Here is a 25,430-nt window from a genome sequence, read left to right as displayed (position 1 = left end):
GGTGGGGGTCAGGACTGCTCGGCGGTGTCGCCGTTGTCGGCTGGCGCGGGGTAGGTGAAGGTCAGCGGCGTGTCGGAGACCAGGAGGATGCGGCCGGCGGCGGCGGCCTTGGTGCAGTTGTTGCGCACCGCCCCGGAGCTGACCGTGCGGCCGAGCTGCCCGCCGATCGCGGTGGCGATGTCCTGCGGGGTCATCGCCCCGCCCGGGTTGGCGGCAAGGACGTCGAGGGTGAGCCTTTCCAGCTCGCCCCGGCCGAACGGCTGGCTGCCGTCGGTGTTGGCGGTGCCGTCGCCGCGCCGGCCTCCGCTCCTGGCGACGCCCGTCGCGCGGGTGCGCGGGGGCAGGGTGACGGCGTGAGTCTGACCGTCCGGGCCGACGACGTGCAGCGTGCCGTCAGGCCTGATCAGTGGCAGCACCGCCGTGGTGGCGTACGGCGTGTTCGCCAACCTGCGGATGGCCTGGTGGCACAGCGGGCAGCGGGGCGGCTCGGGGTTCGGGTCGACGTCGCTGGCCTTGGTGGGGCCTGGGATCCAGCGCTGCGGCGTCCCGGGTAGGCGGCGGGCGGCGTCGGCCTGCTCCATCGCGGTGAGTAGGCGCGTCGCGGTCGGGTGACCGATGCCGCTGTCCGCCACGATCACGTCGAGGGCCACGCCGTCGTCGCCGTAGTCGGCCAGGACGCCTTTGATGGCCATGACCTTGCGGTCCCCGGGCCGCGCCGCCTGCACAACGGTGACATTGGGACTCTCATCGTCCCTCGTGCTGTCCTCGTCGACGGCGTCTTCGCCGCCGTCGTCGATCTGGCGGGCCTCGGCCTCCCCTTCATCGCCGGCGTCGTCTGGGGCGTTCCCGCCCTCGCCGCTGTCGGGCTGATCGGTCCGCTCGCTGTCACCGGTGTCTGGCTCGTCGGCCGCGTCGTCGACGTGCAGGTCGCCGAGGTCGACCTCGTCCATGATTCCGCTGCGCTCGTCGGCGAGGTCGACGTCGTGCGGGGCGACGTCGGACGCCCGGGTCGCCAGGGTCCACTGGGTGGGCGTGCCGTCGGCCGGGTCGGCGTCGGTGTACACCGCGACGATCACACCGGCGTCGGCCAGGGTCTTGATCGCCTTGTCGGTGGTCGACCGGGCCTTGCCGGACTTGTCGGCCAGTTCGTGGACGTTGCCTCGGCCGAGTTCGACCAGGGCGTCGAGGACGGCCTGCGTGGCAGGCGTCAGGGACAGACTTTCCACGTGCGATTCCCTCCTTGGGAACTAGGGGTTGGAACGCCCGGCGCGCTGTTTGCCGGGCGGTGGTGCGCCGGGTCGCGGGCAGCGGTCAGCACGGCAGCCGCGTGGAGCGGTGCGCTGCCGTGCTGGGTGCTGCGGATTGCGGCCCGGCGACCTGGGGCGGCGTGGTGCCGCCGAGGGGCCGGTGGTCGGCGGGCGGTGGGCTCGTCGGCTACTGACCGCGGGAAGCTACGACGGCGGCCGCCGTTTGAGATGCCGCTGGCAGGGGGCAGCCGCTCCGGACGGTGATCGAGTGTCGCCCGCGAGCAGTGCCGCCGTCGGCATTCAGATCAGATAAGGCCGACTGTCAATAAGCGAAATCAGGATTGAGTGAGGCCACAAGCGACACGGATCTGCAAGGCATTGAGATTCGCATCTCGGCAGGCGGAGTTCCTGGCCGATGAGGAGAAATGAACTCTATGCTTGCCGCCGCTGCGGCTCATCCGGGCCGAGGGACACCAGTGCAAGGATTTGCGAATGCGCCGGAATTCTGCTCTGAACAACGGCACTGCTGGCATCAGCCAAGTAACAGCAAACGGCGAACCGGCAACCTCTACCGCTGAGGGCGTCGCGCGCCGATCCGCGGTCGCCGAGGAACAAGAGTTTCTCGACGTGGCCGCGGCCCGGCGCGACAGGCTGGCCGACCACCTACAGGCCGAGCTTTCGTCAGAGGCCCTGGACGCGTTGGAGCGGGCCCGGCAGCGCATGCTCCGCCAGCAGTACGAAGAGCTACGGCGAGCAAGGGACGGGCTGGTCTTCGGCCGCCTCGACGGTCTTGATGGCACCGTGCGACACGTGGGCCGGGTCGGTCTGCGCAACGACGGCGAGGACAGTGAGCCGCTGCTGGTGGACTGGCGCGCTCCCGCAGCTCGGCCGTTCTACACCGCGACGGCTGTCGACCCACAAGGTCAGGCACGGCGCCGTCACATCCGCACGGCGGGATCGGCTGTCGTCGGCGTGGATGACGAACCACTCGACGGGACCATAACGGCGGAACTCGTCGGGGAAGGTGCTCTACTGGCCGCCCTCGACGAGCGTCGCACGGGCCGCATGTCGACGGCGATCGCCACGCTGCAACGCGAACAGGACGACATCATCCGGGCCGAGGCGACCGGCCCGCTGATCGTTCAGGGCGGTCCCGGCACCGGCAAGACCGTGGTTGCTCTGCACCGCGTCGCCTATCTGCTGTTCGCCCACCGGACGATGGCCGAGCAAGCGGTCCTGGTCCTCGGCCCGTCGCCGCGGTTCCTCGAGTACATCGCCCAGGTGCTGCCCGCGCTCGGTGAGACCGCCGTCGTCTCGGCGACCTGCGACACTCTGTTGCCCGGGATCCGCGTGGGCCGCGACGAGAGCCGGCTTCTGGCCGAAATCAAGGGCCGCGCCCTCTGGCAACCCGCGCTCGAAAACCACGTCATGTCGCTGGTTCCCCGGCCCCGCGAGCTGAAGCTGCGCTGGGAGGGCGAGTTCTATGTCGTCCCAGCCGCAACAGTGGCGCAGGCGCTCGCCTCGGCGGTGCAGGGACGCCCGTACCACCGCGCCCGCGCGGCGTTCGCCGAGCAGCTGCACCACCTGCTTGCCGAAGCCGTCGTGGAGCAGCGCGAGGCGCTGATGGACGAGATGGAGGAGGGCTTCGAGGACATCCTCGCCCGCGTCGACCGGAGCATGCGGCAGGACCACCAGCCCGGCAGGGCGCCCGCCGGCATCGACGTCGACGGGCTGCTCTCCGAGGAAGAGGTCGAAGACCTCCGTCATCGGATCGCCGAGAACGCCACCATCGCCCGGTTCATCGAGGCATGGTGGCCCACCCTCGACGCCGAAACCCTCCTGCGTGATCTCCTGACCGACCGCACCCTGCTGGCCCGGTTCGCCCCGCAGCTGTCCCCGCAGGAGATCACCGCCGTCTCGGCGGAGCCGGCCCCATGGGCGTCGAGCGACATACCCTTGCTCGACGCCCTCGCCGACCTGCTGGGCGAGGTCGACGCCCCGCAACCACAGGGCGAGTTCCTCGCCGACCGTGCTCGCCGGCAGCGCGGCTGGGTGTACGGCCACGTCGTCATCGACGAGGCGCAGGAGCTGTCCGAGATGCAGTGGCACATGGTCCTACGGCGCTGTCCCAGTCGCTCCATCACCGCCGTCGGCGACATCGACCAGGCGGAGGCAGCACACCGGCACACCAGCTGGGCACAAGCGGTGCAGGCTGTGTTCGGTGACCGCTGGACCGCCGCGGAACTCACCATCTGCTACCGGACCCCGCGTGAGGTCATGGACCTCACCGAACCGGTTTTGAAGAAAGCTGGCAGCCACAACACGCCGCCACGGCCGGTACGCTCCTCCGGCGTCGCCCCCTGGCAGCTGACGATCACAGGCGCCGAGCTTGCCGATGCCGCCGCCCAAGCTGTGCGACAGCTTCAGCAACGGTGGCACGGTGGCACGGTCGGCGTCATCGCCCCCGCCGACCGCATCGCCGAACTCCAAGCTGTGCTGGGCGATGTGCCGGTGCTCACCGCGACCCAGTCCAAGGGATTGGAATGGGACGCGACGCTCCTCATCGACCCTGAGGGCATCGCCGCTGAACCGCGCGGCTGGAACGGCCTCTACGTCGCGCTCACCCGATGCACCCAGGAACTCGGACAGCTGATGCTCACCCAGCAATCGCCGCGCCCTGGGCGCTGAGGTGGGCGAGTTCGGCCGGGGTGAGCTGGCCGGGGGTGCGGCTGCGCCAGGTGTCGGAGTGGCGCAGGTGCCACCAGCGCAGCAGTGATCGGCAGGCCGAGGCGAGGTCGTCACACCACGGCAGCGGATAGGTCAGGCCGGGCTGTGTCTGGCGATGCTGCAGGTTGGTGTACGCGGTCGGCGTCCAGCCCGCGTCGGTCTGGGCGACCTCGCCGACGAGCCGGCACGGGTAGGGGATATCGAAGGCCCTGGCGGCTTCGGTGTCGGGGAAGACCAGCCAGGTGTGGGGAGCCTGCGGACGGAGGACGGCCACGCCGCGCGAGGGGTCGCCGGGTTGCAGCAGCAGATGCCGCTCGTCGGCGTCGCCGAGCGGCCGGTGGTTGCGCCAGCCGCGGTAGGCGGTGATGAGCATGGTGCCGAGGACGATGTGCCGCTCGCGGGCGGCGCGTGCGTCGGTCAGTGCCTGGTGGTAGCCGGCCAGGTGTAGGTCGGCGCGGGCAGCCAGCTGGTGGTGGGCTGCCTCGGCGAGCTCGCGCAGCCGGGTGAGGGATTTGTCGAGGGTGGCGGTGCTGTCGTTGAACTCGAGGGCGGTCTTGTGCAGGACGCGGGCGAGGTCGCCGAGGGCGTCGAGGGTGGCGGTGTCGTGGCGCCACAGGTGCTCGGGCAGGACGTCGTTGGTGTCGGCGGCGATGCGCCGTAGGGCGGGATCTGTCAGGAACACGGGGATCTCCTTTGCGGGCGGGGCGGGTTGTGGGCATGCCGAGGGCCGGTCGCAGCGGGGCTGCGACCGGTCCTCGGTGTTCGGCGATTGAGGGTTCAGGCGATGGCGACGGCGCACAGCCGTGCGCTGCGGTGCAGGTTGCGCAGGTAGGCGCATGCCTCGTTGAGGAAGCGGAACCGGTCAGCCATGGAGTCGCTGGCCGAGAGGAGAAGGCGGCCGTCGGTGGTGATCAGCGCATCGCCGATCAGGGCGATGCGCCAGTACAGCCCGGCGTAGGTGGCTTCGCCGGCCTGGTAGACGGGCAGCTCGTAGGGGTCGAAGGAGTGGGCGAGCATCGCCAGGACGCGGGGCTGTTGTTCGAAGCGGCGGCGGGCCTCGGCGAGGCTGACCTTGTCGGGGTCGGCGTGGTGCTGGGCGAGGTAGTCCTCCCAGCTGCGGGCCGGGCGGGTTGTCGCAGCGATGTGGGTGTTCCAGGCGTGCCAGCGCCGGGCGGCACGTTCGGCGGCCTTGGCCGCGGTGCCGGTCAGGTCGAGGCGGCCCTTGCGGCCGCCGGCGGCCATGGTGACCGCGCCGAACCGGCGGGCAGTGTGGAGCAGGTAGTAGCGGAAGAAGCGGGTCAGCCAGCCGATCAGCCGGCGGTGGCGGACGTGATAGCGGCGGGTCGGGGTGCCGTTAGCATGCAGCACGTCGTTGACCTTCTCGGAGGCGGCGAACCAGTCCATGTCATCGCCGGGGGCGAAGCAGACGGTGACAACGCGGATGGTGAGCTGCCTGGGCCTGGACATGGCAGGGTGATCCCTTCCTGAATGGGTGGGCAGGGCGGGTGTGCGGTGGTGCCACCGGGCCGCGGCGTCTGAGCCGGCGAGCTGCCGCGAAGGGCGCAGGGCGTGGATCACGAGCCGACCGAAGGGTGGGCTGGGGGTGATCCCGCCGGCGCGGGCAGACCCGGGAGGGACAGGTAGGGCGGCGGTGCGAGCAGATAGAAGAAACTGCACCGTAGCTTCGTGACCTGACAGCACGGCCTCTGTCAGGAATCACGACCATGCCCGTGAGCTGCACTGACAGAACCGCCTGCGCGGCTGTCAGGTTGACTTCACCGAAAGCTGGCGGTGCGCGTCCGCCATGCGCCCGGTCGGCGCGCGTAGCGGCATGCTGGTGCGCCGCGTGGCGGCAGTCCATCGCGCGGTTTCTCGTGGCCGCCTGGAAACAGCCCCAGCAGATGGCCCCGCCCTGCAGACGATCGCCGCCCCTGGCGGACCACCGGGGCGTGAAGGTTAGTTTCGTGTCGATAGGCACCTACGGCAAGAATGTCCAAACTGGCGTGGACCGGGCCGCGGGCAGCCGCTAGCTTCCTCTGTCATGTGGAAGATTGTCGATGTCTCGCGCCGTCCGGTCGCCGCTGTCGCCGCCGCCGCGCTCTCCGTCGTCCTGATCGCGACCGTGCCCGGCACGGCGTACGCGTACGCCGACTCGGCCACCGGCACCATCAACACCTCCGGCACGGCGCTGAGCGTCCGCTCGGGACCAGGGACCGGCTACACGGCCTGGCGCACCGTGTCCGACGGGTCGACGGTCACGCTGCTGTGCCAAACCAACGGCACGTCGGTGACCGGCACCTACGGCACCACGACCCTGTGGGACCTGCTGTCCAACGGCGGCATGGTCTCCGACGCCTACGTGCACACCGGCTCGGACGGCCAGGTCGTCAACAGCTGCGCCTACGTCGGCGACGAGCCGTCGTCGAAGACGAACCCGCGATCCGCCAACGGCGCGATCGACTGGGCCTTCCAGCGGTACCGCTCCACCGCCTACGAGAACCTGTGCTTGGCCTTCGTCGCCCAGGCCTACGGATGGGGCGGCTCGGGCTGGAACACCGCGGAGATCGGCGGCGACTGGGAGAGCAGCAACGGCTACCTCAAGACCTCCGGCATCCCGCCGCGGGGCGCGCTGGTCTGGTACCACAACTCGGTCGGCAGCGGGCACGTGGCGATCAGCCTGGGCGAGGGCAAGGTGATCGGCACGTCCGTCAGCGGCGGGGTCGGGGTGGCCGGCTACCTCGACCACGGCTCCTACCGCGGCTGGTCGGTCGCCTACCTGCCGGCGGCCTGGTGATGCCCGAAACGCCGGCCGGGCCGGGGCGGCGACCCGAGCGCCGCGACCGCCCGGAGGCGACCCTGCTGGACCGCAGGCGCCTGCTCGGCCACGCGGCCGCCGCGACGCTCGGCGCGGTCAGCGGCGGGCTGCTCGCGGCAGGTGCGGGCAGGGCAGCCCTGCCGGAGGTCGACATGGAGGCGCTGATCAAGGCGGCGCAGATCGACCCGAGGCGAGCGGACACCGCGATCACCGCCGGCAGCTATGACAGCGTGCTCCTCGTCGAGCGGGCGCTGCGGGACCGGGGCCTGCTCGCCGCCACCTACGTGGACGGCCACTTCGGCACCAGCACCGTGGCCGCGTATGCCGCCTACCAGCGATCCCTGGGGTACGCGGGCCTCGACGCCACCGGCCTGCCGGGGCTGACCTCGCTGCGGGCACTGGGGGACCAGCGGTTCACCGTGGTCCGGCCGCTGACTCCGGGCGGTGTCCTGGACTTCCGCGGCGCCCGTGTGAACAGCCGGACCAGGGCGATGCTGCTGGAGGCCGAGCGGCTGCTCGGCCGCCAGTTGGCGATCAGCCAGGGCTCGTACAGCACGAGTGACCCGACCTCGGCCGGCACTCACGACGGCGGCGGGGCGCTGGACCTTGCCGTGGACGGCATGTCCGGGACCTACCGCACCACGGTCGTCCGGCACCTGCGCCGGGTCGGCTTCGCCGCCTGGTTGCGCACACCCGCGCAGGGCAACTGGCCCTACCACATCCACGCGGTGGCGCTGGCCGACACCGACCAGTCGGCGCCCGCGCAGCACCAGGCGGGCGACTACTACCTCGGGCTCAACGGGCTGGCGAACCGGGGTCCCGACGACGGGCCGGTAGTGAGCCCCGTGCTCACCTGGGAGGAGTACCAGCGGAGCTGACCGGCGCCGTGCCCACCGCGGACGAGGTGCCCGGCGTCCCGTCTCCCAGTGTCCGGGGGACGGGACGAACCGTGCGTACGTCACTCAGCCGGTACGCCACTTCTGGTTGGCGGTCCCGGCGCAGCCAGAAGGCCAGCACATCCTGCGCTCAAGTCGGCTTGGCGAGCCGCTGTTCCTGCCCGATGGCCCCAGCGACCTTCGCCAGCACCGTGGCCTCATCCAGACGCGCGACAGCGCCACTATGGTCGACCACCTGCGTATACGCGAGTCCAGCTTCGCGAGCCTGCCCGCGAACCTGAGCCCGATCGAACGTTGGCTGCTGGCCGCCGCGCCATAGGCAGCCGCGAACGAGACGTCCATCTCTGGGACCGCGACCACCGCTCCGCCGCCCCGGACTGTTCGCACAGCTTGGCATCGGCATCGGCATCGGCATCGCTCCGCCCGGGGCGTCGACGCGTTCGCTCGACAAATTCGCTACCCGGCGGTCGGAGCGCAGTGATACACAACCGCAGTGCAAAACAATCTGGAGTTCCCCGAGGTCCTGCGGCTGATCGAAGACCGCTCGGCCGCATTCCGCGCCGCGATCGCGTCCGCCCCCGACCTTGACGTCCAGGTCCCGACCTGCCCTGACTGGACGCTGCGGGAACTGGCGCAGCACCTCGGCGACGGCCGCCGCCGCCAGGCCGCCATCATCGCGGCGGGCCTGGGCGCTGAACCCCCGGCGAGGACCGACCCGAAGGGCGCCCCGACCGCGCCCCGCGACCGCGAAGCCCTGGACGCCTGGCTCGCCGAATCGACCGAGCTCATGCTCGACGCGATGCGCGAGGCCGGCCCGGACCGCGGCTGCTGGACCTGGTGGGGCCGCTCACAGGCCCCGCAGACCAGCGGAGCCGTGGCCAGGCACCAGATCCAGGAGATCGCCGTCCACACCTACGACGCCCAGCTCACCCAGGGCGCCGCACAGCCGCTGCCCACGGACGTCGCGGTCGAGGGCGTCGACGAGTTCCTGACGACCGTCTCGGCGACGACCGTCCCCTGGCCGTTCAAGCCGGCGACCATCGACCTGCACACGACCGAGGGCCGCTCCTGGCGCCTGACCCTCAACGCCGACGGCGTCCGCTGCGACGACCTCGCCGCAGACGCGGAGCCGGGCGACATGGCGATGCGAGGCGCAGCGAGCGAACTGGTCCTCTACTTCTACGCGCGCGTCCCGCTCGACGGCCTGGAGACCACCGGCGACACCGAGCCGATGGAGCGGCTCGCAGACTGGGACCCGAACGCGTAAAAGGTTGTGATCACGGTGGTGTGATAGAAGAAGCTGCACCGTAGCTTCGTGACCTGACAGCACAGCCCCTGTCAGGAATCACGACCGTGCCTCTGAGCTGCACTGACAGAACCGCCTGCGTGGCTGTCAGGTTGACTCCACCGATAGCTGACGGTGCGCGTCCACCAGGCGCCCGTTCGACGCGATAATGCCCAGATGGTGCGACGGTGGAGGCGACGGGACCGGGAACAGGTCGTCGCGGGACTGCTCAGCGCGGCTCTGCTGGAGATCCGCATGCTTGCCTTCAGGCCGGAACTGTCCAGGCATCCCGACGGTCACCTCGCCGAGATCCACATGATCGCCGACGTGTGTCACAACCTGCCGAGGGCAGCCGCGGTACGCGCCGCCAACGGGTTCGACCCGTTCGTTTACATGTGGCAGACCGCGACCGCTGATCAGCAGCGGTGGCTCAGCGAGCATCTCGAGAGGTTGGGCGTCGACTACCGATACCTCGCGCAGAGCCCGCCCTGGCCGCCGCCCGCCACAACGCCGGCGCGACGGCCGAGGCTGGCCCGCCGTGGCTGGCGGATCCCGCGCGACCCCCGGGGCTTCGTCGCTGTAGACACCGCCACGATGCGGGAGTTGGTGCGGGAGGCTCACGCGCTTGAGCCGTCAGGCCGCAAGTCACCCGAATGGACGCTCGCGCACCTGCAGCCAGAAGGCCAGCACATCCTGCGATCCAGTCGGCTTGGCGAGCCGCTGTTCCTGCCGGATGGACCCGGCGACCTTCGCCAGTACCGTGGTCTGATCCGGATGCGCGACGGCGCCACCGTGGTCGGCCATTTGCGCATACGCGAGTCAAGCTTCGCGAGGCTGCCCGCGAACCTGAGCCCGATGGAACGTTGGCTGCTGGCCGCCGCGCCATATGGCAGCCGCGAACGGGATGTCTCTCTCTGGGGCCGCGACCACCGTTCCGCCGAACCGGACTGTTCGCACTGCTCGGCATCGGCATCGGCCGGCACGCCTGGGCCCCGTTCAGAGGCGTGATCATGGCGGTGTGGAGGCCGGCCGGTCGGCCGCCTCCATGCGGCCACCCACTTACAGGCAGAACGTCAGGCAGACTACTCAGCCTGGGCGGCGTCCCCAAGCCGAGATCAGCGGCGCGAGGGTGAGGTCGAGCTCGCCGGCATCGACAGCAGCCAAGTGCGCATCGATTTCGACGTCGTCGGCCAGCCCTGCGGCGAGCAACTCGGCGCGGACCATGCGCACCGTGGAGGTCTCCAGCCGGTCGCAGGCTACCCCGCCGACCGGGAAGCAGCCGGCCGCCGTGACATCGACCAGGCCCGCCGCACGCAACGCCCGCGGCAGCGTACGGCCGAATCGCAGATCGGCGCCGCGGCGGGCCATCAACTCCCGGACGGCGCGCCGCAGCCGGTTGGCGCGCCGCTGCGCCGGGCCAACCTCATCGAGGCAGGCCAGCGGCTGCAGTTCGGTGTCGGCATCCTCTACCAGCAGCCAACCGCCGGGCCGCAGCGCCGCCACCATCGTCGCCAGCGCCCGGGCACGGTCGGGCACGTGAACGAGCACGAGCCGCGCGTGTACCAGGTCAAACGTGCCTGGCTGCGGTGGCGGGTCTCCGACGATGTCGTGCCGGAGCACCTCGTACCCGCCGTGCGGGTCCAACCAGGCCGGATTGATGTCTGTGGCCAGCACGTGACCGGTTGGTCCGACGGCCGCGGCGAGTGCCTCGGGAATGCTGGGGCCTCCGGCACCAACTTCCCAGCAGCGCCAGCCCGCCCTGATTCCGAGCCGGTCGAAGTGCCCACGCGTGACTCCGTCGAACAGCTCGGCCAGCCAGGTGAACCGCTCGCCCGCCTCCACCCGGGCGTTGTCGAGCAGGTAGCGGTGATCCGGGGAAGAGTCCGACGACGGGGGCCTGGAACGCCCGCCAGCAGTATTTACCGGCCCGCCCGCGGTCGTGTCCGGCTCGGGTCCGGGGTCGGCGCCGGGCTGTGATGAACTCATGCCCACATCCTCACGCCCGACCGCGTGCGCTGTCAGCGCGACACGGGCTGAGCCCAGCCACAGCCTGGCGCCAGCCAACCAGGCCGCCCCCTCACCCTCGACACGATCGCCCGCTCATCCGGGACTGCGGTGTCCCGCCGCTTTCCGGCCGCCTGGCCGCGCCGCGCCAACTCGTACTCCAGGCCCCGGCGCCGATCGGCGGTGAGGCACCCGTCGCGTATTGGCGTGCTGACGTGAAGGCTTCGCCGGCGTCATGCGGTGCCAACCCCGGACAGAGAGTGCCAACAATCGCTGCTAGCCAGATCAGGGCCTGTCAGAGCACGAAGACGCCCTCGTCGTAGTTCGGGTTGTCCGCCACCGGCTGCCCGTGGTCACTGGGCAGCTCGACGAGCCGGACCCGGCCGGTGGCGCCGGCCGGGAGCCAGACTGCCTCGGCGGGGTCGTTGTGATGGGTGGCGGTCGCGGCAGGGACGTCGCCGGGCCGGCCGCGTAGGAGCCGGTGGAGGTGTTCCTCGCGTTGCTCGCTGCCGAGCCAGAACAGCACCGGGTACCGGGGGCCGCCGCGGCGGATCAGCTGCGCGTACCGGTCGAGCTTGGTGACCACCCGGCTGCGTAGTGCTTCGGTGCCGGTGTCGGCCTCGAGGAAGAACCCGACGGTGGTGTCGGCGACGCTCCACAGGCCGTGGCCGTCAGCGGTGATGGTCCGGTACTGCTTGGTGGTCAGCGTTTCGGACCACCACCGGTCCAGCCGCGTCTCGGGGTGGTGGCGGGCGTGTGCGGTGAGCCGGACGAAGAACTCGTTGGCGGTGAGCAGGTGGGTCAGGTGCGGGTTGGCCGACAGCCGTTGCACGGTTTGGCGGCTGGTCCGGGCGGTGGGTTCGGGCTGGTTGTGGGCGGCGGCTTGGAATCGGTGCCCGTTGTGGCCGAGGGTCCAGTGCCAGGGTTGGCTGCCGCCTCCGTCGCGGGCGAACCGGAACCGGTCCAGCAGGCCCAGGGCGGCCAGCTCGGTGAGGCGGACCTGGCAGGTCCGGCGGGCGTGGAACAGCATGCGGTGGATCTGGTCGGTGGTGAGCACCTGGTGGTCATCCAGGAGTTGGAGCAGCAGCCGGTCGCGGCTGGTGATGTGCGGGTAGATGGCCAGCAGACTGGCGGAGCGTGCTTGCGGCATAGGCGGTTCACCCCTGTGGAGGAGAGAGAGTCCCGTAGGGAGTCTGGATAGATTGATCTTGGCTGCGGTCCTGCCGGCTGGCGGGTTTGGGCACGTCAGGCACCTGACAGGCCGGGGTGGAGGGGACTCGTGTGGGGTCTCGTGTCGCGGACACCCCCAAACGAGCCCCCGGTGCCGCACCCAGCCGAGCCCTCGAACGAGCCGACCCGCGGTTTCAGCGGTCGCGTTCGGTCATGCGTCGCTTCATCGCCGTGCGGGCGAGCTGCTGCATCGGCGGCTCACCGTTCGTGCGGCTGTGGGCGGCGGCGCACGCCTGCCGTATCGCGGTCGCCTCACCCACGACCGGCGCCGGCGGGTTCGTTACGAACGTGAAGCTCGGTAGTTCCCGGTTGCCTACGAGGAGCCGGGCGGCGGCGGTGTAGACGTCAAGGTGGGCGAGGTCGTGCTCGTCCAGCTCGGGTTTGGTGTGCCGGGACAACTCCCGCGCATCGGCGGGGTCGACGGTGAAGAACAGCTTCGACCGGGCGTTGGCCGACACCGCCGCGGCGACATCCTTCGGTAGCTGAGCGAGGTCCTGGTGGGCGAGGACGAGACCGAGCCGGAAGCCGCGTGCCTCGGCTAGCATGTCCCCGACGCTGCCCGGCAGCGTGAGGAAGTTCTGACACTCGTCGACGTACAGGCAAGCGTCTTTCCGCTGGGGCTCGGGGATGGTGGCGCGGGCGATGGCGGCCTGCCACACCCTGGCCACGATCAAAGAGCCGAGAATCCGGCTGGTCTCCTCCCCGAGGATTCCCTTCGGTAGTCGGCACAGCAGCACTCCGCCGTCAAGCACCCGGCCCATGTCGAACGACGAGTGGGCGTTGCCGATCACGCTCTTGACGAAGTCCCGCAGCAGGAACGCCCGCAACCGTGCCAGGACCGGGGCGATGACCTGGCCTCGGAACTGCTCGTTGATGCCGTCGTACCAGAGCCAGAACCCGCCGAGCCCGTCCGGGTCGTCCAGGCCGTGGGTGAACCTGGCCCGGAACTCCCGGTCCTGCAGCAGCGACGGAACCAGGCTCAGGGTGGGTTTGGCATGCCGCATCAAAGTCAGACACGCCACCCGCATGGTGTCGTCCATGCGTGGCCCCCACTGCCCTTGGAAGATCTTCGCGAAGATCCCGACCAGGTTGTCCACCGCCAGGTGCGGATCGCCCTGGTCGTCGAGCGGGTTGAAGCAGCCCCGGTTCTCCTGGTCCGGGTCGATGATCACAATCTTCTCGGCGTGGGAGGCGGGGAGCCGGTCGAGGATGTCGGTGATCAGGTCACCGCGCGGGTCGATGACCACCGTCCCGCGGCCGGCTTTGATGTCGCCGAGAATCATGTTCAGCAGCAGCGTGCTCTTGCCGACGCCGGTCTTGCCGACCACGTGCACGTGCTGCCGGGCATCGGTCACATTCAGGCCGACACTGTGACGGCCGACCTGCGAACGGCCCAGCACCTTCACACCCCGCCCGCCGGAAGGCACCTGCACCGGCGCCGGCACCGCCTTCGCCCGCGCCCGGTCCAGGCCCGGCACCGCGAGGTCCTGCGGCAGCGCGGCCAAGGCTGCGAGTTCGGGCACGGTGGCCAGGAACCCGCGCCGCAACCTGCGCCCGGCGAGGGTGGCGACCGGCTGCGGCATTCTCGTGCGCCGCAGCCGATTCGGGCCGGTGTAGGTCGCGGCAGCCGACGCGATGGTGTGCCGCAGCCCGAGCAGGCGTGCGCGGACCTGCCCGGCCCGCTCACGGTCCGGTGGTGTCTTGTCCGCGTCGGCGGCCACGGCGAACCGGACCGCGATCTCGAAGTGCGGCACCCGCACCGCCTTGTCCACGATCGTGCGGGCGTCGGCGATGGCCACCGGGTCCCGCTCCGCTGCCCGCGCCGCCGTGGCGTATGCCGGGCTGTGAGGCCGGGGAGATGAGCCGGGCGTGAACACGTCGAGGAGCCACAGGAGGGGTTCGATGGCCAGCCGCGCCGCGCCGGAGACGGCGCGGGCGGCCACATCGGGCCGCCCGTGCGGATGGGTATTGCTGGTGGCCGCCGCCCGTCTGGCCGCCCGGACGCGGCGGGCGGGTGCCGGGCGGGCGAGGATCTGCACGCACGCGTGTTCGCGGTGGCGGACCTCGGCGCCGGCGGCGAGCAGCGCCCGCAGCGGGTCGGCGTCGTGGTCGCTGCGCAGCGGCAGCCCGTCGGTGTGCTGCGGCCAGTGCGCCCCACCCACCTCCTCGCCAACCTCAGCCGGGATCGGCGGGGCGGCGTCGACGATTGTCATGGTCGCGGCGGGCCAGGCCGCGCGGACAGCGGCTTCGACCGCGCCGGCCGGCACCGTCCCGGGCACCCACACCCGGATGGTCAGGGCGCGGCCGGTCCAGGTGTACTCCCACCCGACGTGCGGGCAGCCGTAGAGCCGGCGCCGCCACCCTGGCGGGGTCAGCACGCCGACGAGGGTGGTCCAGAACGCGGCGGCTGCCTCCTTGGTGACCTCCGGCGGCGCGGCGATGGTCAGCCACCGCGCGCCGGTCACGAGTCGCTGGTGCCGCCAGGCGAGCAGCTGGTCATGGGCGAAGACCACGCCGACGGTCGCGGCGGCGGCGAGGACACCGAGCCACGGCCGGGACGTGATCCAGTGCCAGGCCTCTTCGGGCCAGATCGGGTCGATCATCCCTCGGCCTCCCCGAGCCCGGTCACGGCGATCTTGTGCTCGGCAGCTGACCCGAGGGCGCGGAACGGAATCCGGCTGCGGCCGGCGACGAGCAGACCCTCGCCGCGCGGCGCCGACAGCAGCAGCCGCGACTCCCCGGCGGTCAGGTTGAACGCCTCCGACACCGCGTCGATGGACTGGGTGCTCTGGCGCATCAGCACCTGCGTTGCGGCGTTGGACACGACAGCCAGGCCGAGGTCGGTCGACAGCACGTCGGCCGCGTCCTGGGTGATCACACACAGGCCCGCCGCGCGCTTACGGGCGGCCTTGGCCATCCGGAACAGGAACCGGCTGCCTTCGCCGTCACGCATCAGCAGCCACGCCTCATCCACCACGACAAGCTGCCGCCGCCGGCGGCCGCCCGCGGCGGGTGTGTCGATGCTCGACCAGATCGAGTCCAACGCGAGGAGCGTGCCGACGGTGCGCAGCTCGTCGGGCAGGTGCCGCAGCGACCACACCACCAGATGCCCGGCCGGGGTGGTGGTGGTCGGCCCGTCGAACAGGCTGGCGAAGTTCCCGACCGTCCACGGGGCGAGCCGCGCGGAAAGGTGCCCGGCGGCCGGGTCGTCATCTGCGGCGAGCACAGCGGCCAGGTCCCGCAGGAGAGGGGCGGGTTTGGTCCAGGTGGCGGGGTCGCCGTTGATCCCGGCCTGGTGGTAGGTGGCGGTGATGGCTCGGTCGAGGGCGGCGCGTTCGGCGGGCGGCGGTGGCGTCCCGAGCATGACCGAGATCAGCGTGTGTAGATACAGGCCGCGACGGGTGAGGGTGTCGGGCCGGTCGTCGGCGGGAAGGTCGAGGGGGTTGATGCGGACGCCGGGCTGGCCGAGCTGCACGACGGTGCCACCGACGTGCTCGGCGAGGGGCGCGTACTCGTCCTCGGGGTCGATGACCGACACCGCGGTGCCCTGGTACAGGTTGCGCAGCACTTCCAGCTTGACGAAGTACGACTTCCCGGCACCAGAGCGGGCGAGGACGACGCTGTTGTGGTTGTCCTGCGCCCACCGATTCCAGATGACGACCCCGTTGCTGGTGGTGTTGACCCCGTACAGCACGCCCTCGGGTGGGGCGACGACGCCGGGGGAGGGGGCGGCGAGGTCCGCTGAGGCGAGGGGGAACGCCGCGGTGAGGGCGGTGGTATCGAGGATGCGGCGCATCCGCAGCGGGTCCACGCCGACCGGCAACGTGGAGATCCAGCCCTGCTGGTGCCGGAACGTCGCCGGCTGTAAATCGAGGAGCACGCTGGCGGCGGCGGACTTCACGCCCCCGGTGACAGTGTGCAGTTCGTCGAGGGTGCGGGCGTGGATGGTGACGTAGATGCCGACCTCGAACAGCTTCGCCCCGCCGCGGGCGACCCGCTCGGCGAGGTCAGCGGCGTCGGCCGCTGCCGCCTCCACCATCGGGTCACCCAGCCGGCCCTGGTCAGCGTCGAGGCGGCGGGAGGATTCGAGGCGGGCGCGCTGGCGCTTGAGCATCGGCGCGGCCAGCTGCGCCGCAACGGGCTCCACGTGCACGGCGACGTCGACCCGGCCGGGGTAGGACAGCAGCGGATCCAACCAGGCGGGGCCGACCTCGGCCGGGTAGCCGCACACTGCGTAGGTGGCGGCGTAGCCGTCGCCGACCTGCACGTGCCACGGCGTGACCGACAGCGCGGCCGGAGCGGGCATCCCTTCCCCGGCCGCGACAGTGTTCTTCTTGGGCTTCAGCAGGTTCATAGTGTGCTCCGTAGGGTGATCGGGGCGCCGTGCACCGCGCGGGGGCCGGGCGGCGGGGGAGAGAACGGGTCGACCGCGGCCGCGAGGGCCGCAGCCACCGCTGGCCCGTCCAGCGCGGCGGCCTCGATGCCGAGCCCGGACAGGGCGCGCACGGCCGGGTCGGCCGCGTGCGCGCCGGTGACGACGGCGAGGACCTGCCGGCGCAACGGATCACGCTCTGCATTGAGGTCGAGCAGGAACGCGGCGTAGTCGCCAGCGGCGGCCTGCAACGCCGGATGCGGCAGCCGCGGCGCGTGGTCGACGGTCGTCTGCGCGTAGACGGTCAGGTCTTGCCGTTGCGCGGCCACCACGATCTGCGCTGGCCCGGTCAGGCTGTTGAGGAACCGGCCGAACCCCTCCAGTAGTGCCCCTTGCTCGCTGCCGGTGCGCAGGTGGATGTTCGTGGTGCCGCAGGCGATCACCACTTTGTCGCTGCCCTCGCTGGTGAGGACTCCAGTTGGACTGATCGACGTGACCGGAGAGCGCAGCGGGGCCGGGACGCTCGGCGCGCCCGCCACGGCCGCGACGGCGCTGGCCCGAGCCTCACCCGGCGCAAGGGTGCGCGGGCTGCGGCCGAGGGTGAACCCGTGCCGCAGCCACACATCCAGGGGCAGGCCGTCACGGCGGCCGAGCGCCACCACGATCGCGACGGCGAACACGATGCCCCCGGGGACGATCCACGCCGCAGGCGGGAGCAGGTGCCCGAACGTGCGGTAGAGACCGAACCCGGCAAGCGCTGTGCCGCCGATGATGCCGAGTTGCCGGAAGGTCAGCCCGAACGCGATCCGGTCGGGCTCGTTGACGTTGGCCGGGACGACCGCGCGCGGGGGAGTGTCCTCGTGCGTCATCGGCCACCTCGCACAGCAGCAGCTACACGGCCGAGTGGCATCGGCAGGCGGCGGGTGACGCCCTGGATGAACACCGCACGCAGCAGCACCCCGCCGACGTTCGACGACCCGCCACGGGTCACGTACCGGCGCATCATCCCGGGGATCTTGATCGTCACCCAGAGAACGACGATGACGAGCATCAGGTTCACCGCGTCCGAGCCCGGTAGACCGAGCAGAATCGGCAGGTTCGACTCCGAATCGATCAGCAGGTCAATGCCCGCCGTGAACGCGACGGCCTGCAGCGTGGGTGTGGCCAGGCAGCCCAGCAGACTGCGCCACCACAGCTGCGCGGCGCCCTGCGTCCACGGGGTGGCGTAGCACGCCAGGGCCACCGGCGCGATCCCGGCCAGAACGACCAGCACCCCGAGCCGCGCGAGCCAGGTGCCGACGAGCATGAACATCAACACGACGATGAGCAGCCCGATGACCGCCATCAGCAGGGCGGAGCCCTCGTCGATCATCCCCGCGGCGATGCGAGCCCGAACGAAGGTAACCGCCTCGGTGGTCGGCGCCGACGTGCCGACGACCGACACCGTCAGGGCGTTGGCGACGTCGATGAGCACACCGGTCAGCGGGACCGCGAACGCCGACAGGACGAACCCGACGACAAGCCGTGGGAGTAGCTCCTTGATCCCGTAGCGCACCTCAACCGAGTCGCCGACCATCGCTACGACACCCACAGCGATGATCGCGAGAATGAAGCAGGCGCTGACGACCAGGGCGCTCTTGTCGGCTATCGACTGCACCTGCGGCAGGACGGTGACGTCCGGCGATACGAACATTGAAGAAGCCAGGAACGCCAGCAGGCCACTGAGAAGGTCGACGACCTTCTCGGCGAGCCAGCTGACCAGGCCGTTCATCATCCAGTCGACCATGACCGCCGCCTCAGCCGCCGAGGATGCCCTGCAGCACCTGCAGGATCACCGGGGCCAGCACCGCCAGGGCGTAGCCGATCAGCGCGGACTTGACGTTGCCCTTCGCCTGCTCGACCTGGGCCGGGTCACCGCCGGCGGCCATGTACCGCAGGCCGCCGATGACCAGGAACATTGTCGCGACCAACGCGATGATGCCCATGACCCAGCCAGTGATGTTGGAAATGACCTGCGCGATGGACTTCGGGCCCCCGCCAGCAGGGGCGGCAGCGGCCAAGACCAGGTCGTTGAGAATGGAGATTGTGTGCATCGCGGCGCTCCACAGGGATATGTGGGCCGCCGTGGTGGGGACCGAGGGAAGGACCGTGTGGTCCGGTGGGGGCGCTCCTCCCTTGCGCGTAGCGAAGGGTTGCGGTGTGTCAGTACGCCGCGCCAGCCATGCCGGACCGATGGCCTCGCCGGATAGGCGGTCCCCACCCGGCGGGCATGCCGTGGATGACATGCACCGCCCAGATCTCGGCTGTCAGCTCGGATGAACTCGCCGACTTCCTGTCACAGCCTGACAAGACCGGGCAGCGACTCAAGTTGCCTGACATAGGTGGCGTGGGCCGGAAGCAGGAGGTCGATACTGGCCGTCGCCCGGGACGGCCTCGCGCATAAGACCTCGGGGCTCCGACCCGAACCCGGGCCCACCTCAAAGCTCAGCTGGGAGCGGATCGCCTCGCCTGGCACCACAAGCCCTCCCAGCCTCCCTGGACCGGGCCGAGCTCGTACGTCCGGTCGGGCCTTCCACCGTGTCCCGGCTTGGGGAGGCTAGACGGTCCATGAGCCTTTCCACGCAACGGTTGGTGACGTTGGGTAGTCGATCGCTTGGGTGGTGAGGGCGCGCCAAAGCCGTTGCGGTATGTCGCAAGACCTGGAACCCGCTATATGGCCGGCTGCGCGTCTGGCAGCGCACGCGGTTCGCGTCCAGGGAGCCGGCCACGCACAGCATGCCGTTACGTTCGCCGACGACTGCCGTCATCGCTCGGTGGTACCGGGTGACGCGGCTCTGCCAACACCTTTTCTGCCCGCCTGCCCGCCAACACGGGCAATATCGCTACCTGGGTTGCGCAATTGATCACCCTCATCTAGCCTTACTTCCGCTACGCAGGTATCGGAAAGGTGGTGACCATGCCCGAACGTGGCCCCTCTCGGGGCCGTCCCCGAGACATCGACGCTGACCGGCGGATCCTGATCGCCGCCCGGGATCTGTTGCTGGTTAACGGTTACGCTGCACTGTCCATCGACGAGGTTGCCGGCCAGGCCGGCGTCGCCAAGACCACCCTCTACCGGCGTTGGCCGACCAAGGACCATCTGATCGTGGCCGTTGTCGCGCTGATGCAGGATGACGTGCCGATTCTGGATACCGGTGACATCCGGGCCGATCTGACCGACTACCTGCGTCAGGTGGCCGACGGCCTGAACACCATGCGCCGGGCCGGCTTGCCCGAAAGCGCGGACGACCGCTCGGCTGGCGTTGTCGCGGAAATCGCGGCGGCGGCCGCCCGGCACGCCGACCTCGGCACGCTGATTCGGGCCGTATTCGCGCGCCGGAACGCGATGGCCATCGGACTGCTGGCCTCCGCGGCCCGACGCGGCGCACTGCGCACAGACCTCGATGTTGCCGTTCTGTTCGATCAGCTGGTCGGCCCGCTGTACTACCGGATCCTGGTTACCGGCGAGCCGGTCGACCATCCGTACCTGGACCTGATCATTGACGGCGCCCTTCGCGGTGCCCGACCGTCCCACGCCCACCCGGCCTGAGCATCACCCTGGAGGAAGTCATGTCCACGCCCGTCGCTACCGTGCAGCAATCCACCGTCCACTTCTCGGTTCCGCCCGGGCGGCTACGCCTTGCCCGCATCCTGCTGATCATCGCCACAGTCAGTGCGTTTGGTGCCGCGGTGGCCCAGATCCAGGTCGTGTTCGATGCGGGCGGTGCGACCAAGGTGGTGGAGACCTGGCGGCTGTACGGGTTCGTGGTCTTCGCCGGCCTGTTCGCGCTCCTGGCCGTCAGACCCCTGGGCAACCTCACGGTGTGGCTGCTGGTCATCATGAACAAGCTGGCGTTGACCGTGACCGGCCTCGCCTACCAGGCCCACGGCGGAATCGCGGAAACCGGCCCGATCATCACCTGGGACGGCGGCCTGACCGTGCTGCTGCTGGCCGCATTCGCGGTCAGCCGCCTTGGGGCCAGGCCCTCAGCCGGCTAGCTAGGCGGTGTCTCGAAGTCGGGTGCGGCGTGTCGGTGATCGATAGATAGCGAGGTCTCCGGTAGAGGGTTCATCGACCAAGAAGAACCTGAATACCGGAGACCTCGTGGCCACCATAGCGGTGACGAGGCGGCACGACCTGACCGACGCCCAGTGGAGGCTGTTAAAGTCGTTGCTGCCTGCGGGTAAGCGTCCGGGCCGACCGTCACAGTGGGGCAGACGGCAGCTCATCGATGGCATCCGGTGGCGGGTGCGCGTCGGTGCGCCGTGGCGGGACGTGCCGACGTGTTACGGCTCCTGGCAAGCGATCTACGCGCTGTTCCGACGCTGGCAGCGGGCCGGGATCTGGCAGCAGATCGTCACCAAGTTGCAGGCCCGCGCCGACGCGGCCGGGCTGATCACCTGGGATGTCAGCGTCGATTCCACCATCGCCCGGGTTCACCAGCACGCCGCTGGCGCACGTCGGTGTCATCAGGACAGGGATTCCTGGCTGGGCCCTGATCGTTGTTACCGCACCTTGCGCTGGCCGTTCCCGCTACGTGTCCGATCCCCTCGCCTTGATCAGTGAGCTGAGCGCATCGGCGATGTGCTCGTCGCACTCGCGGGCGGTGTGGCGGTAGATCATCGCCGTCCGGGTCGAGGCATGGCCCATCCGGACCATCAGGTCGCCCAGGCTCGCCCCGGTCCGCGAGGCCAGGGCGTTGCGGTGTGCCGCAGATCGTGGAACAAGAATCGCGCGACCGATCTCCGTCAGTTGAAGTCCGACATGTGTCAGGGAACTAGGCGGCAGGTCATGGGTGTCTGAACACGGAGATCTGCCGATGTCAGGTTGCCGCCAAGCAGACGGGGGAGAATCGCGCGCCGATTTTGAACCTGGGCCGGGGCTGGGCGCATCAACTGGGTGGAGCTCACGAGGGAGGCGGCCGTTGCGCACCGAGCAAGAGCATGAGTACGTCGAGTATGTCCAGTCCCGGTTGTCGTCGCTGCGGCGGACTGCGTACCTGGTGCTGGGCGACGGCGACCGGGCTGACGATGCGGTGCAGGACGCCCTGACCGTGCTGTATCGGCGGTGGGGACGGCTCACTGACGTGGCGAGCATGGACGCGTACGTGCACACCATGGTGGTCAGAGCCTGCCTGACGTACCGGCGGCGTAGTTGGTCCCAGGTCTTGCTTCGCGGTGATCCGCCGGACTCGGCGGTCGAGTCAGGCAGCGGCCGGGTCGACGACCGGCTGGTGGTCCGGGAAGCACTCGGCCGGCTGCCGGTACGGCAGAGGATGGCGGTGATCCTGCGGTACCTCTGCGACCTGCCGGTCTCCGACGTCGCCCATGTACTCGGCTGTTCCGAGGGGACCGTCAAGAGCCGCACTTACCACGGGCTGCGGGCATTGCGGGCCGCCCTCGGCGAACGCGCACCCGCGTCGGAGCCCGCCGCCATCGCAGCGCACGGAAGGGGACAGGCATGATCGAGGACACTTTGCACCGGTACGCCCGGCAGGACCTACCTCCGTCCCGGCTCCAGGCCGCAGACGTGCTGGTCGAGGCTCGACGCCGGAATCGACGCAGGGCCCGGCTCGTGGGTGCCGCGGCGGGCGCGGCGGCGGTGCTGGCGACGATCGGCGCCGCCGCAGTGGTGCGGGCGGGCGCCACCACGCCGATCACGGCCGCTGGGTCCGGCTGCGTGGTCGATCAGCTGGACATCCCAGCCGGCACCACCGGTGGCGTGGTGGCCAACGGGGTCGACCCATCCGGCCGGTACGTGATCGGGCTGGCCGGAACCCGGGACGCGCCGCAGGCGGTGCTGTGGACTGGTGGAACGGTGAGGGTACTGCCGGCGTTCGCTCCCCAGGCGGTCAGCGCCGCCGGGCTGGTCGTCGGCTTCACCGGCCCGGTTCGGGTTCAATATGGCGACGAGAAGCGGCAGCGCCCTGTCGTGTACGACGGCACCCGGCTTGTTCCGCTGCCGCTGCCCGACGGCGGTCTCGGCGGCGTGGCGTACGCGGTGAACACCCACGGTGACGTGCTCGGTACCGTGGTCCGCGCGGACGGGTCGTCGGCAGCGGTTCGCTGGCGCACCACCGGAACCATCGCGATCGTCTCGACCGTCGCGGGGGCATCCGGACTGGGCCTGAATGACGACGGCGTGGCGGTCGGTTTCGGCATGCCGCTCTCGCACGCGCTGCGCTGGGCCGCGGACGGCGTCACGACTGCGCTGCCGGTACCACACGGGGTGGACTCCGCCACCGCGTTGGCTACCGCGGGTGACTGGGCGGTCGGCGACGCACAGCTGCGCCCGACCGACAACAAGGATGACCTGATGGCCCGGGCGGCGGTGCGGTGGAACCTGCGCACCGGTGCCGTCGAGCTGATCTCCGGCATCGGCGGACGCCGAGTCAGTGCGTCCGGAACAGTCGCTGGCACTACCAGCACCGATGCGCCGGCGCTGTGGCGCAACGGCCGGATCTTCGCGCTGCCCTTGCCGGCGGGCGGCATGTCGTACGGCAGTTCCGTGTCCGGCATCACCGCTGACGGGCACAGCCTGGTCGGCGGCGTGGAAGTGTCGGCAGGCGCCATTTCCACGTCGGGGCCAGCCGGCGACCCGGTGGCCAGCGACCGGACGGTGCCGGTCGTCTGGCGTGGCTGCTGACCGGCGCCAAGGTAACGGTATGCAGGGCCGGCAAGCCGGGAGTCCGTCGGACGGACCGTACGGTCTTGTCGAGTTGAGGGCGTTGCCAGGTGTGTTGAACCCGACGGCGTTCACGGGACAGCTTCGACCTAGGCGAGCGGAACCGGCAGCGGAGCCGGGCCGGTGCGGCCCGGCTCCTTGCTGATCAGTGCGGGCGGAAAGCCGTGAAGAACTGCGTCAGTTCGCCAGAGAGCAGGTCCGGTTCCTCCAGCGGCATGAAGTGCCCGCCCCTGCCGGGTTCGCTCCAATGCCGGATGTCGGTGCAGGCGCGTTCGGCGATCTCTCGGGGGAAGTTGGCACACGAGGGTTCGGTGCTCACCGTGAACGCGGCGGGCACGGTGATGTCGGGTCGTGGACTGTTGTGGTCGAAATCGAAGTACTGGCGAAACGACGAACCGATGGCACCACTGGTCCAGTACAGGGTGATGATCGTCAGCAGCGTGTCCTGGTCGAACCGGCTCTCCAGGTCCCCGCGGTTGTCGCTCCAGTCTCGGTACTTGTCGACGAGCCAGGCAGCCAGCCCGGCCGGCGAATCGACCAGCGCCGCGGCGATGGTGTCCGGCCGGGTCCCCATGATGGCGCTGTAGCCGCCATCGGTCACGTCGTACGCCGCCTCGGCGTCGAGATACGCCTGCTCGGCGGGCGACAGCGGGTGGGCGTCGAAGCTGGCCGGGAACGGCGGATGGATCATGTGAATGCCGGCTACCTGCTCGGGATACAGCGCGCCCAGCCAACCGGTGACCACGCCGCCGACATCGCCACCGAAGGCGCCGTACCGCTGGTAGCCGAGGATGTCGGTCATCAACAGGTGCAACGTCTGCGCCATCGCAGCGCGGGTGAGCGGACCCTTCGGCAGCTCCGAGTAGAGGAAGCCGGGCAGCGAGGGCACCACCACGTCGAAGGCGTCGGCGGGGTCGCCCCCGAACTTCACAGGGTTGGTCAGACGGTCGACCAGCGGCAGCATTTCCACGAAGCTGCTGGGCCAGCCGTGACTCAGGATCAGCGGCAGCGGTGCCGGCGCGCTGGCCGGACGCACCGCGGGTACGCGAAGGAAATGCAGGCGGCGGCCGCCGACCTGGGCCTGGTAATGCGGCAACGCGTTGAGCTCCGCCTCACGAGCGCGCCAGTCGAACCCGTCGACCCAGTAGGACACCAGGTGCCGCAGATAGTCGGGGTCCGTGCCTGCCTGCCACGGCTGATCGCCGCTGCGGTCCGTGAAGCGGGTACGGGCCAGTCGGGCCCGCAGGTCGTCGAGTACCTCGTCGGATACGTGGATACGGAACGGGGAGAAGGTCATTGTTCCTCCGGCTAGGAGGGCGCTCCCCGACGCGAAGTCAGCGGACAGGGACGGCGGGGTGGAGCGCCCAGACGTGACATTGGCTGCTCACCGGGCTCACCTCCCCTCATCGCTGACGCGGGTCATCTTACACATCCTCTTCTAGCCGCTGAGTGTGCGCGGATCTGGCCGCCGACCGGGCGCTACGGACCTTGACCGCGTACCCGGTGTCGCAACGCCCGGTACTGGCTCCCCTCTGTGTCAAGACACCGTCGGGAGGAGAGTTCTATCCTGGGTCACGGCGGGTCCGGGAAGTGACTTCTCCGAAGAGCCGGCTGGGGGATGTGAGCTGGTCACGCTGGAGTCAGTAGTCGTTCCCCGGTGTCCTCCCGGGCCCGCCGCCATGGTGGCCACCGCGTCGCTGATCATGCATCGGTAGACGATGTCGGACAGGCGTCGTTTCAGGGCGCGCATCGCTTCCATTGATGTCTTGCCGCCGGCTTTCTTCCGGTCGAAGTAGGCGCGTCCTTCGGTGGGGTTGCGCAGCTGGACGGTGGCCATGATGTGCAGGACCCGGTTGATTTGCCGGTTGCCGGCGCGGGAGAGCCGGTGCCGTACTTGTTCGCCGGAGGACGCGTCGATGGGGGCGGTGCCGTTCCAGGAGGCGAAGTGGGCCCGGTTCGGGAACCGGGTGATGTCGGCGATCTCGACCAGCAGCCGGGCGGCGCCGGAGGGTCCGATGCCGTGCAGGTCCATCAGCGTGGTGCCGGTGGAGGCGATCAGTTCGGTCAGTTCCTTGTCGGCTTCCTTGGAGCGCCGGTAGACCCGTTCGAGGTCGCTGATCAGCTCCGCGG

At 70.3% G+C, this 25,430-nt stretch carries 22 protein-coding genes; 10 read left to right on the top strand and 12 right to left on the bottom strand.

The genetic code is table 11. The features are described 5' to 3' along the window. Nucleotides 1–8: 8 nt before the first annotated feature. On the bottom strand, nt 9–1,226 hold the full coding sequence (locus ABZW14_RS17255) for a MarR family transcriptional regulator (protein WP_355346886.1): 1,218 nt from the start codon (nt 1,224–1,226) through the stop codon (nt 9–11). Nucleotides 1,227–1,739: 513 nt separating this feature from the next. Between ABZW14_RS17255 and ABZW14_RS17250 the strand changes: the two genes are divergently transcribed. Next, the gene (locus ABZW14_RS17250) at nt 1,740–3,935 is read left to right on the top strand and encodes a UvrD-helicase domain-containing protein (protein WP_355346883.1); all 2,196 of its coding nucleotides are present in this window, start codon (nt 1,740–1,742) and stop codon (nt 3,933–3,935) included. Here the strand turns inward: ABZW14_RS17250 and ABZW14_RS17245 are convergent. Continuing rightward, nucleotides 3,904–4,656, bottom strand: coding sequence for a hypothetical protein (locus tag ABZW14_RS17245; protein WP_355346880.1), 753 nt, complete (start codon nt 4,654–4,656; stop codon nt 3,904–3,906). The genes ABZW14_RS17250 and ABZW14_RS17245 overlap by 32 nt on opposite strands. Before the next feature lie 95 nt (nt 4,657–4,751). Beyond that, entirely contained in the window at nt 4,752–5,441 is a 690-nt protein-coding gene (locus ABZW14_RS17240) for a hypothetical protein (protein ID WP_355346877.1), read from the bottom strand. 574 nt (nt 5,442–6,015) lie between these two features. Here ABZW14_RS17240 and ABZW14_RS17235 point away from each other — a divergent pair. The 4 genes from ABZW14_RS17235 to ABZW14_RS17220 all read left to right on the top strand — a co-directional run bounded on the left by ABZW14_RS17235 (nt 6,016) and on the right by ABZW14_RS17220 (nt 9,978). Next, nucleotides 6,016–6,768, top strand: coding sequence for a hypothetical protein (locus ABZW14_RS17235; RefSeq protein ID WP_355346874.1), 753 nt, complete (start codon nt 6,016–6,018; stop codon nt 6,766–6,768). After that, complete coding sequence (locus tag ABZW14_RS17230) at nt 6,768–7,667, top strand: peptidoglycan-binding domain-containing protein (RefSeq protein WP_355346871.1); 900 nt, start codon at nt 6,768–6,770, stop codon at nt 7,665–7,667. Before ABZW14_RS17235 ends, ABZW14_RS17230 begins: the two co-directional genes overlap by 1 nt. Nucleotides 7,668–8,178: 511 nt before the next feature. Beyond that, a complete protein-coding gene (locus tag ABZW14_RS17225) occupies nt 8,179–8,952 on the top strand; it encodes a maleylpyruvate isomerase N-terminal domain-containing protein (RefSeq protein ID WP_355346868.1) in 774 nt (257 codons plus the stop codon). Between the two features lie 195 nt (nt 8,953–9,147). Next, entirely contained in the window at nt 9,148–9,978 is an 831-nt protein-coding gene (locus ABZW14_RS17220) for a hypothetical protein (protein WP_355346865.1), read from the top strand. A gap of 78 nt (nt 9,979–10,056) precedes the next feature. Here the strand turns inward: ABZW14_RS17220 and ABZW14_RS17215 are convergent, their stop codons facing one another. The 7 genes from ABZW14_RS17215 to ABZW14_RS17185 all read right to left on the bottom strand — a co-directional run bounded on the left by ABZW14_RS17215 (nt 10,057) and on the right by ABZW14_RS17185 (nt 18,669). Next, nucleotides 10,057–10,956 (bottom strand): methyltransferase domain-containing protein, encoded by a 900-nt coding sequence (locus ABZW14_RS17215; protein ID WP_355346862.1) that lies wholly within the window; start codon nt 10,954–10,956, stop codon nt 10,057–10,059. 313 nt (nt 10,957–11,269) lie between these two features. Further along, entirely contained in the window at nt 11,270–12,124 is an 855-nt protein-coding gene (locus ABZW14_RS17210; RefSeq protein ID WP_355346858.1) for a replication-relaxation family protein, read from the bottom strand. A gap of 214 nt (nt 12,125–12,338) precedes the next feature. Then, on the bottom strand, nt 12,339–14,807 hold the full coding sequence (locus ABZW14_RS17205; protein WP_355346855.1) for a DUF87 domain-containing protein: 2,469 nt from the start codon (nt 14,805–14,807) through the stop codon (nt 12,339–12,341). Further along, complete coding sequence (locus ABZW14_RS17200; protein ID WP_355346852.1) at nt 14,804–16,558, bottom strand: DUF87 domain-containing protein; 1,755 nt, start codon at nt 16,556–16,558, stop codon at nt 14,804–14,806. The genes ABZW14_RS17205 and ABZW14_RS17200 overlap by 4 nt, the downstream gene beginning before the upstream one ends. Continuing rightward, nucleotides 16,555–17,445 carry a PrgI family protein gene (locus tag ABZW14_RS17195; RefSeq protein WP_355346849.1) on the bottom strand — a complete coding sequence of 297 codons (891 nt, stop codon included), beginning with the start codon at nt 17,443–17,445 and terminating at the stop codon, nt 16,555–16,557. The genes ABZW14_RS17200 and ABZW14_RS17195 overlap by 4 nt, the downstream gene beginning before the upstream one ends. Beyond that, nucleotides 17,442–18,362, bottom strand: a complete 921-nt coding sequence (locus ABZW14_RS17190; RefSeq protein WP_355346846.1) for a hypothetical protein — start codon at nt 18,360–18,362, stop codon at nt 17,442–17,444. The genes ABZW14_RS17195 and ABZW14_RS17190 overlap by 4 nt, the downstream gene beginning before the upstream one ends. A gap of 10 nt (nt 18,363–18,372) precedes the next feature. Further along, nucleotides 18,373–18,669 (bottom strand): pilin, encoded by a 297-nt coding sequence (locus tag ABZW14_RS17185; RefSeq protein WP_355346843.1) that lies wholly within the window; start codon nt 18,667–18,669, stop codon nt 18,373–18,375. Between the two features lie 863 nt (nt 18,670–19,532). On the opposite strand from ABZW14_RS17185, the gene ABZW14_RS17180 reads away from it, so the two are divergent. The 5 genes from ABZW14_RS17180 (at nt 19,533) to ABZW14_RS17160 (ending at nt 23,261) form a co-directional block, all read left to right on the top strand. Continuing rightward, nucleotides 19,533–20,165 carry a TetR/AcrR family transcriptional regulator gene (locus ABZW14_RS17180; protein WP_355346840.1) on the top strand — a complete coding sequence of 211 codons (633 nt, stop codon included), beginning with the start codon at nt 19,533–19,535 and terminating at the stop codon, nt 20,163–20,165. 20 nt (nt 20,166–20,185) lie between these two features. After that, nucleotides 20,186–20,614: a hypothetical protein gene (locus tag ABZW14_RS17175; RefSeq protein WP_355346837.1), complete on the top strand. Its 429-nt coding sequence runs from the start codon at nt 20,186–20,188 to the stop codon at nt 20,612–20,614. A 106-nt stretch (nt 20,615–20,720) separates the two neighbouring features. Next, nucleotides 20,721–21,182 carry an IS5 family transposase gene (locus ABZW14_RS17170; RefSeq protein WP_355346835.1) on the top strand — a complete coding sequence of 154 codons (462 nt, stop codon included), beginning with the start codon at nt 20,721–20,723 and terminating at the stop codon, nt 21,180–21,182. A 358-nt stretch (nt 21,183–21,540) separates the two neighbouring features. Further along, the gene (locus tag ABZW14_RS17165; protein ID WP_355346832.1) at nt 21,541–22,080 is read left to right on the top strand and encodes a SigE family RNA polymerase sigma factor; all 540 of its coding nucleotides are present in this window, start codon (nt 21,541–21,543) and stop codon (nt 22,078–22,080) included. Nucleotides 22,081–22,145: 65 nt separating this feature from the next. After that, a complete protein-coding gene (locus tag ABZW14_RS17160; RefSeq protein WP_355346830.1) occupies nt 22,146–23,261 on the top strand; it encodes a hypothetical protein in 1,116 nt (371 codons plus the stop codon). 184 nt (nt 23,262–23,445) lie between these two features. On the opposite strand, the gene ABZW14_RS17155 is transcribed toward ABZW14_RS17160, so the two are convergent. After that, nucleotides 23,446–24,597, bottom strand: coding sequence for an epoxide hydrolase family protein (locus ABZW14_RS17155; RefSeq protein WP_355346827.1), 1,152 nt, complete (start codon nt 24,595–24,597; stop codon nt 23,446–23,448). A 240-nt stretch (nt 24,598–24,837) separates the two neighbouring features. Then, the coding region (locus ABZW14_RS17150) for a transposase (protein ID WP_355346824.1) at nt 24,838–25,430 on the bottom strand (593 nt) is incomplete at its 5' end.

This window comes from Micromonospora sp. NPDC004551 (assembly GCF_040609975.1).
Taxonomy (GTDB): domain Bacteria; phylum Actinomycetota; class Actinomycetes; order Mycobacteriales; family Micromonosporaceae; genus Micromonospora.
This window is presented reverse-complemented; position numbering and strand designations above follow the sequence as displayed.

Excerpts from the sequence above, each read along its gene's own strand:
- ABZW14_RS17195 (WP_355346849.1), bottom strand. The coding sequence starts at position 17,445 with ATGACGCACGAGGACACTCCCCCGCGCGCGGTCGTCCCGGCCAACGTC.
- ABZW14_RS17175 (WP_355346837.1), top strand. The coding sequence starts at position 20,186 with ATGTCCACGCCCGTCGCTACCGTGCAGCAATCCACCGTCCACTTCTCG.
- ABZW14_RS17200 (WP_355346852.1), bottom strand. The coding sequence starts at position 16,558 with ATGAACCTGCTGAAGCCCAAGAAGAACACTGTCGCGGCCGGGGAAGGG.
- ABZW14_RS17215 (WP_355346862.1), bottom strand. The coding sequence starts at position 10,956 with ATGAGTTCATCACAGCCCGGCGCCGACCCCGGACCCGAGCCGGACACG.
- ABZW14_RS17205 (WP_355346855.1), bottom strand. The coding sequence starts at position 14,807 with ATGATCGACCCGATCTGGCCCGAAGAGGCCTGGCACTGGATCACGTCC.
- ABZW14_RS17210 (WP_355346858.1), bottom strand. The coding sequence starts at position 12,124 with ATGCCGCAAGCACGCTCCGCCAGTCTGCTGGCCATCTACCCGCACATC.
- ABZW14_RS17250 (WP_355346883.1), top strand. The coding sequence starts at position 1,740 with ATGCGCCGGAATTCTGCTCTGAACAACGGCACTGCTGGCATCAGCCAA.
- ABZW14_RS17180 (WP_355346840.1), top strand. The coding sequence starts at position 19,533 with ATGCCCGAACGTGGCCCCTCTCGGGGCCGTCCCCGAGACATCGACGCT.
- ABZW14_RS17155 (WP_355346827.1), bottom strand. The coding sequence starts at position 24,597 with ATGACCTTCTCCCCGTTCCGTATCCACGTATCCGACGAGGTACTCGAC.
- ABZW14_RS17230 (WP_355346871.1), top strand. The coding sequence starts at position 6,768 with ATGCCCGAAACGCCGGCCGGGCCGGGGCGGCGACCCGAGCGCCGCGAC.
- ABZW14_RS17240 (WP_355346877.1), bottom strand. The coding sequence starts at position 5,441 with ATGTCCAGGCCCAGGCAGCTCACCATCCGCGTTGTCACCGTCTGCTTC.
- ABZW14_RS17185 (WP_355346843.1), bottom strand. The coding sequence starts at position 18,669 with ATGCACACAATCTCCATTCTCAACGACCTGGTCTTGGCCGCTGCCGCC.
- ABZW14_RS17190 (WP_355346846.1), bottom strand. The coding sequence starts at position 18,362 with ATGGTCGACTGGATGATGAACGGCCTGGTCAGCTGGCTCGCCGAGAAG.
- ABZW14_RS17235 (WP_355346874.1), top strand. The coding sequence starts at position 6,016 with ATGTGGAAGATTGTCGATGTCTCGCGCCGTCCGGTCGCCGCTGTCGCC.
- ABZW14_RS17220 (WP_355346865.1), top strand. The coding sequence starts at position 9,148 with ATGGTGCGACGGTGGAGGCGACGGGACCGGGAACAGGTCGTCGCGGGA.